This window comes from Humibacillus sp. DSM 29435 (genome assembly GCF_001758225.1).
GTDB lineage: Bacteria > Actinomycetota > Actinomycetes > Actinomycetales > Dermatophilaceae > DSM-29435.
This window is the reverse complement of sequence record NZ_MAST01000005.1, coordinates 56,776-71,646: the sequence shown is the minus strand read 5'-3', so window position 1 is coordinate 71,646 and position 14,871 is coordinate 56,776. Positions and strand designations below refer to the sequence as shown.

The window sequence follows — 14,871 nt, the reverse complement described above, 5'->3', positions numbered from 1 at the left end:
CGGTTCTGGTCGGAGAGTCGACGCCGGTTAGGGTGAGGCATGGACCAGGGGACTCGACGAACGTGGACCTTTCTGAGCAACCACGGCCATGTGCTGGTGGCCGTCAGCCGCAACCCCCACGCTCGCATCCGGGATCTCGCGGTCGACGTGGGAGTCACCGAGCGGGCCGCGCAGCTCATCCTGCGCGACCTGGAGGAGTCGGGCTACATCACCAAGGAGAAGGTCGGACGGCGCAACGTCTACCGTCTCGCCGCCGAGGGCCGGCTGAGACACCCTGCCGAGTCCACGGTGCGGATCAAGGCGCTCCTCGCCCTCTTCGCGGAAGCCTGAGGCGCGACCTGACGGGCGTGCCGTAGCGTCGGAGGGTGCGCCCCCAAGACCTGACGACCGCCCGGGCCTTGGCGCTCGCGCTGGCGGTTGAGGTCGACGTGCTGGCGCGTGCCGTGGCGCGCGACACGCGCCCGGAGGCGAACGAGGTGAATGAGGCACTCGCCGCCGCGACCTACACGCTGGTTCGGCTGACGGAGGCGCTCGGGGCGCCCGATGGTCCATCCGGACGGGTCGGCCCGAGTGGGCCTGCCCTGCCCGAGCCGGTCGAGGTGACCGTGCCGGTGCTGGGGGTCGACGGCTGCCGCGGTGGTTGGGTCGGTGCGGTTCTCGAGCCCGGCGCGCCTCGCCCTCGCGTCGCCGTGGCCCGAACCATCGCCGAGCTCGTCGAAACGGTGCGCACTTGGCTCGGCGTGGAAGTCGTCGGCATCGACATCCCGATAGGGCTGCCCGACAACACGCTTCGCCAAGCCGACGGCCTCGCCCGCAAGGCGCTGCCGGGCAAGGCCTCGTCGGTGTTCTCGACGCTGACCCGGGCGGCGTACTCGGCGTCCGACCGCGCCGCTGCCGACACCGTCAACCGGTCGCGGTGCGGGCAGGGGGTCGGTGCGCAGGCGTTTGCGCTGCGCGACAAGATCGTCGAGGTTGACGCGTGGGTGCGCTCCCGCCCGACGGTGACGGTCATCGAGGTGCATCCTGAGCTGTCGTTCGCCGCCATCGTCGGCTCCCCGATCCTGCCCAGCAAGAAGTCGGATGCCGGCCGCTCGGCCCGGCTCGAGGCACTGCGTGGCGTCGGCATCGCCTCGCCCAGCATCCTGTCGGGCGCCGGGTACGGCGCCGACGACGTGCTCGACGCCTGCGCCGTCGCGTGGACAGCCGCTCGCCACGCGAACGGGGTCGCCACGTCGCTGCCGGCCGACGCCGAACGTTTCTCGGACGGCATCCCCGCGGCCATCTGGACCTGACGACCGGCTGCCCGCACAGCAGGTCGGCGGCAGGTCGGCGGCAGGTCGAGGACAGGTTTGTGCCGACCAGCACGGGTGGCGGGCTGGTCGGTTCATGGCCGGATGGCAGAGTGTCGCCATGACCACTCGTGAGCTGGACATCGTTCTCTACGGCGCCACCGGTTTCGTCGGGGCCCTGACGGCAGCTCACCTCGCTGACCACGCCGGGCCCAACGTGAAGGTCGCGCTTGCGGGCCGGTCGCACGCCAGGCTCGAGGCCCTGCGGGCCGACCTCGGAGCGGCGGCCGCCGACTGGGAGCTGGTGACGGTCGAGGCATCGGACTCCGTGGGGCTGGGCCGGATGGCGGCTCGCACCACCGTGGTCGCCACGACGGTCGGACCCTACGCCCGCTACGGCAAGGAGCTGGTGCGGGCCTGCGCTGAGGAGGGAACGCACTACGCCGACCTGACGGGTGAGGTGCTCTTCGTGCGGTGGTCGCTCGACGAGGTCGCAGCCCGCGCCGAAGAGACCGGCGCGCGCATCGTGCACGCGTGTGGCTTCGACTCCATCCCCTCCGACCTCGGCGTGCTGGTCACCGCCGAACGGGCCGCGAACGACGGCGCCGGCACCTTGGGCGAGACGACCCTGACCGTGCGGTCGCTGCGCGGCGGCATCTCGGGCGGCACCATCGACTCCGGCCGCCAGCAGGCGATCATCGCCCGCGACGACGCCGTGGCGCGGCGTACCGTGAACGACCCCTACGGCCTGAGCCCCAGGCGGTCGGAGGAGCCGGTCTCGTCACGCCGCTCGGGCAGCGGGGTGCTGGCCACACTCAAGCGGTGGGTGCCCGTTGACCGCGACGCCGAGACGGGTCGCTGGACGGGGCCGTTCATCATGGCCGCGTTCAACACCCGTATCGTGCGGCTGTCGAACACCCTGACCGACTGGTCGTACGGCCGCGACTTCCGGTACCGGGAAGTGACCGACTTCGGCTCCAGCCCGGTGTCGCCGCTGATGGCCGGTGGGATGGCGGTCGGGCTGGGCGCGGCCGTGGCGGGCCTGGCGTACCGGCCCACCCGCGCCGTGCTCGACCGGGTGCTGCCCAAGCCCGGAGACGGGCCGACCGCCGAGCAGCGAGCCGCGGGCCGGTTCCGGATGGAGATCCGGTCGACCACCACGACGGGCGCTCGCTACCTCACCAAGGTCGGCGCCGACTACGACCCGGGCTACAACGGCACCGCCGTCATGTTGGGGGAGGCCGCCCTCAGCCTCGCCCTCGACGGCGACCTGCTACCCGAGCGGTCGGGGGTGCTCACGCCCGCCACCGCGATGGGCGGCGTGCTCGTCGACCGGCTGCGGGCCCACGGCTTCGTGTTCGACACCCGGGAGGCTGTCGAGTCGTGAGGCGCCGGGGGTGGTGGGCAGCCGTTCTGCGAGGTGCCCCGAACCGACCGCCAAAGAAGTGCTTGACAGTAGGGCGCGAGCCGTTCCATACTTCCAAACATGTCTTTGGAGGATAGGAACCGTCGGGTGAACAGCCTTCGGGCGACCGCCCACCCGTTGCGACTGCAGATGCTGTCCCTGCTCACCGGGGCCGAGCTCAGCGCGGCCGAGGTCGCCCGAGAGCTGGGCACGACGCAGGCCAACGCCAGCTACCACCTGAGGTTCCTACTGGATGCCGGTCTGCTCGTCATCGCGGGGGAGGAGAACGTCCGCGGCGGCAGAGCCAAGAAGTACCGGCATCCGTGGGATGCCGAGCTCGCTGCCCATGACACTCACGAGACCCACTCCTCCGACGAGGCAGGTCTCGCCGGGAGCGCGGCGTCAGAGGCAGACCTGGACGCCTACGTGCGGGCGTTCGCCGACATGATCCCCCGCCGCTACCGACAACGGAGCCTGACGCCACAGACGTTGCTCACCGACGCCGAGCTCTGGGTCACCCCCCAGGCCTGGGCGGAGGTGCGCGACCTGCTGATGAGCGCCAGTCGCATCGTGCACGAACAGGCAAAGCCCCCGCGGACCCAGGGAACCGTGCGCACGAACCTCTCGGTGGCCGCCTTCACGATGACCACCGACCCGGACAGCCGCCGATGAGTCTGAGGGACTCGCTGGGTGCGCTCGCTGATCGGCGGTTCGCCTGGTACTTCACGGCCCGAACGGTCTCGACCGCGGGCTCGGTGATGGTTCCGGTGGCGCTGGCCTTCGCCGTGCTGCACGTCGACTCCTCCGCAGGCGCGCTCGCCCAGGTGCTCGGGGTGCGCACCCTCGCCCTGGTGGTCTTCCTGCTCGTCGGGGGCGTTGTGGCCGACCGGTTCTCGCGCATCGTCGTGCTTCAGGTGTCGCACGTGCTGACCGGGCTCAGTCAGGCGGCGGCGGCCACTCTCATCATCAGCGGACACGCGACCCTGACCCAGCTGACCGTGATCGAGGGCATCAACGGAGCCGTGTCGGCCTTCACGATGCCGGCCATGATGGGCATCGTGCCCCTGGTCGTCGACCGGCGGCGGCTGCAGGAGGCCAACGCGCTGCTCTCGTTCAGCCGCAGTGGCCTGGGAATCGTGGGGCCGGCTGTCGCAGGCCTGCTCGTGGTGGTGGTCGGCCCCGGGTGGGCCCTCGCCGTTGACGCCGTGACCTATGCCGTGGCCATCATCGCTCTCGCACAGGTGCGCCTACCCAGTCGGGCCGAGGAGGCGCGCGGTCGTCGGCCGTCGATGCTGAGCGAGCTGCGGGAGGGGTGGGGCGAGTTCGTCTCTCGCCAGTGGCTCTGGGTGGTCGTCGTAGCGTTCGGCATCACCAACGCGATCCACGTCGGGGTCATCGGGGTGATCGGTCCCCTCGTGGCCAAGACGACCCCGGCTATCGGAGAGGCCGGCTGGGGCCTCATCCTCAGCGCGGAGGCCCTCGGCACGGTGCTGATGACCCTGGTGATGTTGCGACTTCGCTTCCGCCATCCGCTGCGGGCCGGGATGATCGCCGCCTCCCTCATCTGCGTACCTATGGCTCTGCTGGGTCTCGCTCCCGCCGTGGTTCCGGTCGCGATCGGCTTCTTCGTCGCCGGGGCCGCCGTCGAGATCTTCGGCGTGGGTTGGAGCACGGCGCTGCAGGAGCACGTTCCCATCGAGGTGCTCTCCAGGGTCTCGAGCTACGACGCGTTGGGGTCGTTCGTAGCCATGCCGATCGGTACCTTTCTCTACGGCTGGCTGGCCACCTCGATCGACCTGACCGACCTGCTCGTGATCAGCGCCGTCGTCTACCTCGTCATTGCCCTCAGTGCCCTGCTGTCCCGCTCGGTTCGGAACCTGGGGCGCGCTGTCGATGACCGCGACGATCCCGTGGGCTTCGACGCCGCGAGCGATCGCTCGATCGAGCGTGAGCCAGAAGTGCCGCGCAACTAGGATGAGCGAGGCGATCTGCCCAACCGTTCCAGCGCAAGGACCAATAGCTCTGTGTCGATCAAGGACATCCGCCTCTTCGGTGACCCCGTGCTGCGCACCACCGCGCTCGAGGTCGTCGACTTCGACAAGGAGCTGCGGGTGCTCGTCAAAGACCTGCAGGACACCATGACGGCCGCACCCGGCTCGGGCCTGGCCGCGCCCCAGATCGGCGTGGGCCTGCGCGTGTTCACCTACGCCGTCGACGACGTCGTCGGTCACCTGGTCAACCCCGTTCTCGAGCTCTCCGAAGAGGAGCAGTGCGGCCCCGAAGGGTGCCTGAGCATCCCGGGACTGGCCTATGACACCCGGCGCGCCCTCACCGTCGTCGCGCGGGGCCAGAACATGTGGGGCGAGCCGGTTCTGCTCGAGGGCAGTGACGTGTTGGCACGCTGCGTGCAGCACGAGACCGATCACCTCGACGGCATCCTCTTCGTCGACCGGCTCGACACCGAAGCACGCAAGGCCGCAATGCGGGCCATCCGAGAGGCAGACTGGTTCGGTGAGAACCGCCCCGACGTGCGTCTCAGCCCGCACGCCACGTTCGGGCGGGCGATCTGAGGTGAGAGTCGTCTTCGCCGGTACGCCGGATGCCGCTGTGCCGAGTCTCGAGGCCGTGGCCGACTCCCGCCACGAGGTGGTCGGAGTCATCACGCGCCCCGACGCCCGAGCCGGCAGAGGTCGACGCACCCTCCCGTCGCCGGTGCGGCAGCGCGCGGAAGAGCTCGGACTTCCGGTGCTGACGCCGCCGACGGTCCGCGACGAGGCGTTTCTCTCGATGCTGCGTGACCTCGCCCCCGACGCCTGCCCTGTCGTCGCCTACGGCAACCTCATCCCGCCGGTCGCGCTCGACATCCCCGTGCACGGCTGGGTCAACCTGCACTTCTCGCTGCTTCCCGCCTGGCGCGGTGCGGCTCCGGTTCAGCATGCCCTCATGGCCGGTGACGAGGTCACCGGCGCGACGACCTTCCGCATCGAGCGCGGCCTCGACACCGGGCCCGTGTTCGGGATGATGACCGAGACGATCCGCCCCACCGACACGGCTGGTGACCTGCTGACCCGACTGTCGGAGGCCGGCGCCGGCCTGTTGGTCGCCACCCTCGACGGCATTGAGTCGGGTGAGCTGGTAGCCAAACCGCAAGCGGCAGAGGGAGTTTCGTTGGCACCGAAACTGGAGGTCGAAGATGCCCGGGTGGCGTGGTCACAGAGCGCCATGACCGTCGACCGACGCGTCCGTGGTTGCACCCCGGCCCCCGGAGCCTGGACGACCTTTCGAGATGAGCGCCTCAAGATCGGGCCGGTCTCGCTCGGCTCGGCCGAGGGAATGACCGGTCACGACACCTTGGCGGCCGGGGAACTGCTCGTGACCAAGCGCGACGTGGTCGTGGGCACCGGCACCGGTCCCGTGCGACTCGGCGTGGTGCAGCCCCACGGCAAGAAGGTGATGCCGGCATCCGATTGGGCGCGAGGGGCCCGCATCGAAAACGGCGAACGGGTGGGGCAATGAGCGACGAAGAGCGCCCGGGCCGGCCTGACGCACGCCGAGGGGAGCGTCAGCGACCACCCGCCCGGGAACGGTCGGCTCACCACCGCTCCGACCACCGGCCGTCGGAGCGTTCGCGTCACACCGACCCCGCACGGCTCGCGGCCTACACGGTGATGCGCGAGGTCGCCGGCGGTGCCTACGCCAACCTGGTTCTTCCGAAGCTGCTGCGAGAGAAGCAGATCCGGGGCCGAGATGCTGCGTTTGCTACTGAGCTGGCCTATGGCTCCTTGCGCATGTCGGGCCTCTACGACGAGATCATCGCGGCCGGGGCCAAGCGCCCCGTCGACAAGATCGACGCGAACGTGCTCGACACCCTGCGGCTGGGCGCACACCAGCTGTTGTCGATGCGGGTGCCGACCCATGCCGCGGTCGACGAGACGGTCGCCCTGGCCCGCCAGGTCAACGGGGCGGGTGCGGCCGGCTTCGTCAACGCCGTCATGCGACGCATCAGTGAGCGCCCGCTCGCGGAGTGGCAGGACCGGGTGACCGCGGATGAGACTGACCCTCTGCAGGCGCTCGCCACCCGCACCTCGCACCCGTTGTGGATCGTCAGGGCCATGCGCGGGGCCCTCATCGGTCATGGGCTCGTCGCCCCCGACGACGTCGAATCGTCCTTGGTGTCGCTCCTCGATGCCGACAACACCGCCGCGCGCGTGTCGCTGGTGGCGCGCCCGGGTCTGGTCACCGTCGACGAGCTGGTGGCCTCGGGCGCCGAGCGTTCGACGACCAGCCCGGTGGGAGCCACGGTCTCGGCCGGCGATCCGGGCGACTTCGGGGCCGTGCGCGACGGCCGAGCGGCCGTGCAGGACGAAGGGTCGCAGCTGCTGACCCTGGCCCTCGCCGCGGCTGAGGTGGAGGGGGCTGCGGCCGCCGACGAGCGATGGCTCGACCTCTGCGCCGGCCCCGGCGGCAAGGCGGGAGTGCTGGCGGCGATCGCCGTGGGTCGGGGAGTCCCGTTCGTGGCCAACGAGATCAGCGAACATCGAGCCGACCTGGTGCGGCACACGCTCGGTGCGGCCCTGGCCCGCGCCCACGAAGTGGGTGGGTCGATCGAGGTGACCCGCCGTGACGGACGTGCCGTGGGTGAAGCGGAACCCCGCACCTACAGCCGGGTGCTCATCGACGCGCCCTGCACCGGTCTCGGAGCGCTGCGGCGCCGACCGGAAGCGCGCTGGCGGCGGCAGCCCGCCGATGTCGCAGCGCTGGCCACCCTGCAACGTGAGCTGCTGGCCTCCGGCATCGAGGCCACGGCGCCCGGGGGTCTCATCGGCTACGCGACGTGCAGCCCCCACCTCAACGAGACCCGATTCGTGGTGGGCGACGTGGTCAAGAAGCGCGACGACGTCGAGGTCGTCGATGCCCGAGGTCTGTTCGTCGACGCGCAGGGTGAGCACCTGGCCGAGCTGGGTGACGGGCCGTTCGTGCAGCTGTGGCCGCACGTTCACGGCACGGACGCGATGTTCTTCGCGTTGCTCCGAAGGCGCTGACCCGGGCGCTGCCTTGCGTGGGTCAGCCCTTGAGCCGTTCGTCGAAGAAGTCGAGCACCCGGTCGACGGCCGACTGCTGACGATGCGCGGTCAAGGTGGAGTGGCCCTTGCCCTCGAGGTCGACCCGGATGAACCCGCTACCCAGCTCGTCGTCGAGCGTGTCGAAGCGGGTACCGGTCGCGGAGTCGCTGCCGTACTGGAGACCCAGCACAGCGCAGCCACCGGCGACCCGCTGACGCACGACCTCGAGATCGGCCGGGCTGAGGCCGAGGTCGGCCTTGCGACGCGAACCGATGGCGAAGGGCAGAGACGGCTGGGCCAACACGGGGGCGGCCACCGAGTCGTCAACCATCATCGCCAGCGCGAAGCCACCGGTGAAGCACATGCCCAGTGCGCCCACGCCCGGACCGCCGAGCTCGGCGTGCAGCTCGCGCGCCAGCGACCGCAGCCAGTCGGCGATCGGCGACGTGCGACCGGCCGCCAGCTTGGTGAACTCCTTGTTGACGCACACCTGGCCCATCGAGCGCATCATCTCGGTGGCCGAAGCCGGCGCACCGGGTCGGCCGAAGAGATGCGGCAGCACGACCGTGAAGCCACGGTCGACGACGGCGTTGGCGAAGGTCTCGACCTCCGGGGTGATGCCGGGGATCTCGTGGATGACCACGACACCGGGGCCGGAACCTCGGCGAAAGGTGGGGTGCGTGTGGCCTGCGGCGGTGTGGCTGTCACGGGCCCAGCCCTCGAGGGCGTTGGTGTCGGTCATGGTGTCATCGTGCACCACCCGCAGTCCTGACCCGTCGCCTGCGGCGAACTAGGCTGTCGACGTGCAGATCTCACCCAGCATCCTCAGTGCCGACTTCGCCAACCTCGAGGCAGAGCTGAAGCGGATCGCCAACGCCGACTGGGCCCACGTCGACGTCATGGACGGCCACTTCGTGCCGAACCTGACCCTTGGCCTTCCGGTCGTCGAGGCTCTGCTGAAGGTGAGCCCGATCCCGCTCGACGCGCACCTGATGATCGATGACCCCGACCGGTGGGCGCCGAGCTACGCCGAAGCCGGATGCCGTTCGGTCACCTTCCACGTCGAGGCCGCCACCAACCCCCGCAGGCTGGCCCGAGACCTGCGGGCGGCCGGTGCGAGGGCGGCCATGGCGCTGAAGCCGGGCACCGAGTTCGCGCCCTACGAGGAGCTCTTGCCCGACCTCGACATGGTGCTCGTCATGACCGTCGAGCCCGGTTTCGGCGGTCAGTCGTTCATGGCCGACCAGCTGGGCAAGGTGCGCCAGGTTCGCGAAGCCGTCCGGCGTCACGGGGGCGAGATCTGGGTGCAGGTCGACGGGGGAGTGAGCGCTGAGACGATCGAACGCTGCGCCGACGCCGGAGCCGACGTGTTCGTCGCAGGCTCAGCGGTCTACGGCGCCCCCGCCGCCGCCGAGGCCATCGACGAGCTGCGCGCCCTGGCCCGCCGACACCGGCATCCCTGAGCCACCCCGACCGACCCTTTTTCGCGCGTAGCGCGGCGCGTCGTGCGGGTGGTGTCGTGGATCCGGCCCGTCTGCGTCGGCGTCGTGGGCATCATCACGTGAACACGGAGGTGCGTCGGCCGAACCGTCGGGTGCATACTGGCTTCACGTGCTCCGGGGTCGGTGTAATTCCGAGCCGGCGGTTACAGTCCGCGACCCGGCCGCAGCCAGCGGCCGGTTGACCTGGTGAAACTCCAGGACCGACGGTGAAAGTCCGGATGGGAGGCAGCACGAGGCAGGCCATCTATGGTCGGCCATGACTGTGGTGCGGCGATGTTCGGTCGTGATGGGTTCACCCCTTTGGTGACCCGGCACACCGGGCGTAGTTCGTGTACACGTCGCAGAACCCCCGGAGGACGTCCGATCATCGCGACGACCGAGGGACAAACACGACATGGACATCCTCAGGTGGCTCTACGAGGCCAGCATCCCCATCGGAGGCTACGAGCTGCACTGGCTCGAGCTGATCGGCGTGCTCTTCGGGCTCGCCTCCGCCGTCGGCGGACTGGTGCGCCGGATGTGGGCCTGGCCGGTCGGCATCGTCGGCAACGTGCTGCTCTTCTTCGTCTACATCACGGTGACCTTCGACGCCGCCGACGGGCGCGCGCCGCTGTTCGGCCAGTCGGGTCGCCAGATCTTCTTCATCATCACCAGCGTCTACGGCTGGTGGCGCTGGAACCAGGTCAAGAAGCTTGCCGACCGCCCCGACGACGCGCCCGTCATCGTGCCTCGCTGGGCCACCGTGCGTGAGCGCGTCGGCATGGGCGTCTTCATGGTCGCCGGGGTGCTCGTCGTGCAGCAGGTCTTCAGCATCATCGGGGCGGGCTGGCCTGCCCCGCGGTGGTACTTCTGGTGCGACGCCTGGATCTTCGTCGGCTCGATGATCGCCACCTACGCGATGGCCCGCGGCTGGAACGAGTTCTGGCTGGTCTGGATCGCGGTCGACCTCGTGGGTGTGCCGTTGCTCATCCACTCGGGCTACATCCCGACCGCCGTGCTCTACGCCGTCTACTCGGTCTTCGTCATCTACGGCTTCGTCGTGTGGCTGCGTGCCAGTCGCACCGAGCGGCCCACGCCCGAGCTCGAGGATGCCGGTGTGCGCGAGCCCTCGCGGAGCTGACGCGACCCCCACCAGGCGCGCGGCATCCGGACACGTCATCGGCCCGTCACGGGGCCACCGTAGGCTGTGGCCCCGTGAAGAGCTTTGAGCAGCTGTACGCCGAGCTGGCCGACAAGGCCGTGACCCGCCCGGAGGGTTCGGGCACGGTTGCTGCCCTCGACGCCGGCGTGCACCAGATCGGCAAGAAGATCGTCGAGGAGGCCGCCGAAGTGTGGATGGCGGCCGAGTACCAGACGACCGTCGAGACGGCCGAGGAGATCAGCCAGCTGCTCTACCACCTGCAGGTCCTCATGCTGGCCAAGGGCATCACGCTCGACGACGTCTACGCCCACCTGTAGAAGGACCGCCACACCTATGACGACCGACATCACCCGCCCAGAGCCGACCATGGGTCTGCGCATCGCCGTCCCCAACAAGGGGGCGCTGAGCGACGAGACCGTTGAGATGCTGCGTGAGGCCGGTTACCGCACCCGCCGCGACAGCAAAGAGCTCGTCGTGCGCGACGTCGAGAACGACGTCGACTTCTTCTACCTGCGTCCGCGCGACATCGCGGTCTACGTCGGCTCGGGCACCGTTGACGCCGGGCTCACCGGCCGCGACCTGCTGCTCGACTCGGGCTCGGAGGCCGTCGAGATCATGGCCCTCGGGTTCGGCGGGTCGACCTTCCGGTATGCCGCTGTGCCCGGTGACATCGCGACCGTGGCCGAGATCGACGGCAGGCGGGTGGCGACCTCCTACCCCGGGCTGGTGCGATCCGACCTGGGCGCCAGGGGGATCACCGCAGAGGTCGTCCGACTCGACGGCGCCGTCGAGACCGCGATCACGCTCGGGGTGGCCGACGTCATCGCCGACGTCGTCGAGACCGGTGCCACCCTGCGCAGCCAGGGGTTGGAGGTCTTCGGTGACCCGATCCTGCGCTCGGAGGCGGTGCTCATCCGCGGCGACCGCCCCGGCCAGGCCGACCGGGTCCGGGTGCTGGAGCGGCGACTCGCCGGAGTCATCACCGCACGCACCTACGTCATGCTCGACTACGACTGCCCGAAGAACCTCGTCGACAGCGCCTGCAGGCTCACTCCCGGCCTCGAGTCGCCCACGGTCTCCCCACTGCAGGACGACGCCTGGGTGGCCGTTCGGGCCATGGTGCCCCAGGCCGGTCGTGACCGCCTGATGGACAAGCTCTACGACCTCGGGGCTCGCGCGATCCTCGTCACCGACATCGCCGCCTGCCGGCTCTGATGGCTGTGCCCGACGAGGGTGTGGCCGCAGCATCCGACGTGACAGGCGGTGCACTGGCGGTCTTCCGACCCCGACGGGCTCGGGTGGTGGCGCTGTGGTGCGGGTGGTTGTCACTCGCGCTGTTCGGCGCCATCGCGGTCATCATCCCGGCCCAGGTCGACAACCGGTGGGGCGCCGGTGACCGCTTGATGCTCTTCGGCTTCGGCGTGGCGATCGCCGCGCTGGCCTGGCGCTACGCCACGATCCGAGCCGTGCCGAGCCGGCAGGGCCTGGTCGTGCGCAACCTCGTGACCTCGCGCACGCTCGAGTGGTCGGAGGTGGTCGGCATCCAGTTCGGCGGTGGCGAGCCCTGGGTGAGCCTCGACCTCGAGGAGGGCGACACCCTGGCCGTCATGGCGATCCAGAAGGCCGACGGCGCAACGGCCGAGCGCGAGGCGTCTCGACTGGCGGCCCTGGTGCAGGCGTTCGGCGAGGCTCGCGAGCCCGACGGTCCACGTGCTGGCGGTGGCCCGTCATGACCGTTCCGTCGTCGGCTGACCCGTCGCAGGCCGACCCGTCGGCTGATCCCACCCTTGGCTCGTCGGCGTCTCGCCACCCCCAGGCACCCACCCCGGAGCGGATGCGCCACGCGCTCGGCCACTTCGCGACCGGTGTCACGGTGATCACCGGCTACTCGCCGACCGGCGACCCGGTCGGGTTCGCGTGCCAGTCGTTCGCCTCGGTCTCGCTCGACCCGCCCCTCGTGCTGTTCTGCGCCGATCACCGCGGCCGTTCCTGGCCGCTGATCAGAGACACCGGTCGGTTCACGGTCAACGTGCTGGGCCACCTCCAGCGAGACCTCGTCGAGCGGTTCGGACGAGCGTCCGGGCTGCGGTTCGACGACCTTGCGTGGGAGCGGTCGGCCGGTGGCGGCCCGAGCCTGCCCGCGGCCCTCGTGCGGGTGCACGGCCGGGTCGAACAGGTGCACACCGCCGGCGACCACGACGTCGTGATCGGTCGGGTGCTCGGGCTCGACGACGCCGAGACCGGCCGTCCGATGCTCTTCTACCGGGGCCGGTTCAGCGTCACCGAGCGTCGGGCCAGCGGCTCGGCCGACGACGCCGCGCACCACGACGAGCTGCTCGACGACTACTGGGGCTGAAAACCCCGCCCTCGAACGACTCGTTCGAAGGTGAACGCGTCGGTCTACCGGAGCGTTCGCTCACCAGCCCGTCGTTCGCGCTCGGTGCTCGGTGCTCGGCTCTCGGATACCGTCGGATGCCGTGAATCGCGACTCACGACTCACGACACGCGGCGAAGGTCGGGTCGTAGCGCCACGGCGACCAGCAGCTGGAGGATCCCGGCCCCGGCCAGCACCGCCCAGACCAGCGACAGGCTCCCTGTCGCGTCGCGAAGCACGCCCATCGCGAGCGGTCCCACCGAGGCCACGGTGTACGAGCACAGGAACACCATGCCGCTGAGGCGCCCGCTCGCCTGCGGGGTGGCGGCGTAGCGCACCAACATCACCAGGCCGAGGGCGAAGGCTGCTCCCTGGCCCAGCCCGATGACGGTGGCCCAGACCCATGGGGCCGCCTCGGGCGCCAGCCAGACCCCGAGCGAGCCTCCGATCCCGATGACCGCGAACGGAACGAGCAGCACGCGCAGGTCACGCACCCGGTCGCTCAGCACCGGGCCGAGCAGTCCCGATACGATCTGCGACCCGCTGAAGGCGGCAGCCAGGTAGCCGGCTGACGCCGGAGACCAACCGTGCTCGACGTAGGTGGGCGCCAGCCAGGTCACCGTCGAGTAGAAGGCCCACGACTGCATGGCCAGGTAGCCGGCCAGCAGCCAGGCCGTCGCGTGGCGCCACGGAAGGCGGGCAGCGGCATCCGCACCAGACCCATCGTCACCGCCACTCAGACTGTGGGGGTTGGCCCGGAGGGTGAACGGGGCCCAGGCGAGAGCCCCCAGCAGTGCGAGGAGGCTCCACGAACCGAGCGAGGCCTGCCACGAACCGAGCAGGTCGGCCAGGGGCACCGACGCGGCCGAGCTACCGGCCGCGCCGGCCATCATGGCGAGCATGTAGAGGCCGGTGACCAGCCCCACCCGCTCGGGAGGGAAGAAGGTCTTGACCAACCGGGGGAGCAGGGTGCCGCCCACGGCGATACCCACCCCGGCGACGAAGGTGCCCAGATAGAGCACGGCGACGTGCTGGCCCTCGAAACGGCTGAGGGTGCCGAGCAGCACGGCGACGGCGGCGGCGAGCACCGTCGCCACCGCGCCGAAGCGATGGGCCAGCGGGCTTGCGGCGGGGGCGAAAAGGCCCATGCACAGCACCGGCAGCGTGGTCAGGGCGCCGGCCGCCGCGTGCGAGAGACCCAGGTCGGCGGAGATCACGTCGAGCAGCGGGGGAACGCTCGTGATCGCGATGCGCAGGTTGGTCGCCACGGCGACGAGCACCGCGGCCATCACCCACACGGCCGGTAGGGCGCGAACCGTGGCCGGGACCCTCGGCCGACGTGCGAGGTGCCGCCCTGACCCGTCGGTCACCCCGCGCCCGGTGTCGGGCGACTGCGCGTCGTGCATCTGTCAGACACTAGAGGTGTCGACGAGCAGGTCGGCCCGTCGTCTCGTTCCGTCGCTCTCGAAGAGCGCGGTCTCCTGGTCGGCCCACTGCTGCCACTTCGGCCGGTACGCCTCCCCGTCACGGGCGATACCGCGCTCCATTCGCAGGCCCGGGTCGGCCTCGACGAACACCCGCACGGCGGCATACGCCCCGGCCGGCATGACGCTCGCGCCGCAGCCCTCGACGACGAGGAACCGCGACGGCAGCACCGCACGGCTGCCTCTCCACTCCTCCCGAAGCCAGCTCCACAGCCGGTACGCGGCCGGCTCCCCCCGGGAGATCGGTTCGAGCACCTGCGCGGTCAGCAGGCCGGGCGCGGCCGCGAGACCGTCCCAGCCGGGGTAGAGGTGGTCCATGTGCACCAGCTCGACGCGGGTCGAGACGCCCAGGTCGAGGATGCCGGGAAGCGCGGCGAGCGCGTCGGCCACCCCTTGCGCGAGAGTGGTCTTGCCGGCGCCGCTGGGGCCGTCGATGGCGACCACGACGGTCGCACCGCACCGCGGGTCGGCCCCCGCCGCCAGCGCGGTGATGGCGGCGACATGCTCGGGCTCGGGCGATGCCGTGATGTCGTCCCACATGGCGGTGACCCTACTGCGGCGGGCACGGCATCCAGACGTGGTGCCGGTCATCGGCGGTCGAGGCGGTCCTGCG

Annotated in this window: 17 protein-coding genes and 1 riboswitch; of the genes, 14 read left to right on the top strand and 3 right to left on the bottom strand. The window is 70.6% G+C overall.

The annotated features are described in order from the left end of the window. Positions 1-39: 39 nt before the first annotated feature. From BA895_RS05065 to BA895_RS05030, 8 genes are all read left to right on the top strand, one after another. Positions 40-330: a winged helix-turn-helix transcriptional regulator gene (locus tag BA895_RS05065; protein ID WP_070190807.1), complete on the top strand. Its 291-nt coding sequence runs from the start codon at positions 40-42 to the stop codon at positions 328-330. A 35-nt stretch (positions 331-365) separates the two neighbouring features. Beyond that, positions 366-1,292, top strand: a complete 927-nt coding sequence (locus BA895_RS05060; RefSeq protein WP_083282986.1) for a DUF429 domain-containing protein — start codon at positions 366-368, stop codon at positions 1,290-1,292. A 118-nt stretch (positions 1,293-1,410) separates the two neighbouring features. Next, positions 1,411-2,676, top strand: coding sequence for a trans-acting enoyl reductase family protein (locus BA895_RS05055; protein ID WP_070190862.1), 1,266 nt, complete (start codon positions 1,411-1,413; stop codon positions 2,674-2,676). Positions 2,677-2,802: 126 nt separating this feature from the next. After that, positions 2,803-3,366: a helix-turn-helix domain-containing protein gene (locus BA895_RS05050; RefSeq protein WP_217493823.1), complete on the top strand. Its 564-nt coding sequence runs from the start codon at positions 2,803-2,805 to the stop codon at positions 3,364-3,366. Further along, positions 3,363-4,667 (top strand): MFS transporter, encoded by a 1,305-nt coding sequence (locus BA895_RS05045; protein ID WP_070190805.1) that lies wholly within the window; start codon positions 3,363-3,365, stop codon positions 4,665-4,667. Before BA895_RS05050 ends, BA895_RS05045 begins: the two co-directional genes overlap by 4 nt. A gap of 51 nt (positions 4,668-4,718) precedes the next feature. Beyond that, a complete protein-coding gene (gene def / locus BA895_RS05040; protein WP_070190804.1) occupies positions 4,719-5,264 on the top strand; it encodes a peptide deformylase in 546 nt (181 codons plus the stop codon). Between the two features lies 1 nt (position 5,265). Next, positions 5,266-6,210: a methionyl-tRNA formyltransferase gene (fmt, locus tag BA895_RS05035; RefSeq protein WP_070190803.1), complete on the top strand. Its 945-nt coding sequence runs from the start codon at positions 5,266-5,268 to the stop codon at positions 6,208-6,210. Beyond that, on the top strand, positions 6,207-7,736 hold the full coding sequence (locus BA895_RS05030) for an RsmB/NOP family class I SAM-dependent RNA methyltransferase (protein ID WP_070190802.1): 1,530 nt from the start codon (positions 6,207-6,209) through the stop codon (positions 7,734-7,736). The genes fmt and BA895_RS05030 overlap by 4 nt, the downstream gene beginning before the upstream one ends. Before the next feature lie 22 nt (positions 7,737-7,758). On the opposite strand, the gene BA895_RS05025 is transcribed toward BA895_RS05030, so the two are convergent. Beyond that, positions 7,759-8,499, bottom strand: a complete 741-nt coding sequence (locus BA895_RS05025; RefSeq protein ID WP_070190861.1) for a dienelactone hydrolase family protein — start codon at positions 8,497-8,499, stop codon at positions 7,759-7,761. A gap of 61 nt (positions 8,500-8,560) precedes the next feature. On the opposite strand from BA895_RS05025, the gene rpe reads away from it, so the two are divergent. The 6 genes from rpe (at position 8,561) to BA895_RS04995 (ending at position 12,756) form a co-directional block, all read left to right on the top strand. Further along, positions 8,561-9,220 (top strand): ribulose-phosphate 3-epimerase, encoded by a 660-nt coding sequence (gene rpe / locus BA895_RS05020; RefSeq protein ID WP_070190801.1) that lies wholly within the window; start codon positions 8,561-8,563, stop codon positions 9,218-9,220. A 144-nt stretch (positions 9,221-9,364) separates the two neighbouring features. After that, positions 9,365-9,495: riboswitch (FMN riboswitch) on the top strand. A gap of 158 nt (positions 9,496-9,653) precedes the next feature. Next, positions 9,654-10,379, top strand: a complete 726-nt coding sequence (locus BA895_RS05015) for a nicotinamide mononucleotide transporter family protein (protein WP_070190800.1) — start codon at positions 9,654-9,656, stop codon at positions 10,377-10,379. A 74-nt stretch (positions 10,380-10,453) separates the two neighbouring features. Next, the gene (locus BA895_RS05010; protein ID WP_070190799.1) at positions 10,454-10,717 is read left to right on the top strand and encodes a phosphoribosyl-ATP diphosphatase; all 264 of its coding nucleotides are present in this window, start codon (positions 10,454-10,456) and stop codon (positions 10,715-10,717) included. 16 nt (positions 10,718-10,733) lie between these two features. Then, positions 10,734-11,615 carry an ATP phosphoribosyltransferase gene (gene hisG / locus BA895_RS05005; RefSeq protein WP_254666326.1) on the top strand — a complete coding sequence of 294 codons (882 nt, stop codon included), beginning with the start codon at positions 10,734-10,736 and terminating at the stop codon, positions 11,613-11,615. Then, on the top strand, positions 11,615-12,133 hold the full coding sequence (locus BA895_RS05000; protein WP_070190798.1) for a PH domain-containing protein: 519 nt from the start codon (positions 11,615-11,617) through the stop codon (positions 12,131-12,133). The genes hisG and BA895_RS05000 overlap by 1 nt, the downstream gene beginning before the upstream one ends. Next, positions 12,130-12,756 carry a flavin reductase family protein gene (locus BA895_RS04995; RefSeq protein WP_083282985.1) on the top strand — a complete coding sequence of 209 codons (627 nt, stop codon included), beginning with the start codon at positions 12,130-12,132 and terminating at the stop codon, positions 12,754-12,756. Before BA895_RS05000 ends, BA895_RS04995 begins: the two co-directional genes overlap by 4 nt. A gap of 140 nt (positions 12,757-12,896) precedes the next feature. On the opposite strand, the gene BA895_RS04990 is transcribed toward BA895_RS04995, so the two are convergent. Further along, entirely contained in the window at positions 12,897-14,180 is a 1,284-nt protein-coding gene (locus BA895_RS04990) for a CynX/NimT family MFS transporter (RefSeq protein ID WP_254666325.1), read from the bottom strand. A 3-nt stretch (positions 14,181-14,183) separates the two neighbouring features. Further along, entirely contained in the window at positions 14,184-14,798 is a 615-nt protein-coding gene (locus tag BA895_RS04985) for a uridine kinase (RefSeq protein WP_070190797.1), read from the bottom strand. Between the last annotated feature and the right edge of the window lie 73 nt (positions 14,799-14,871).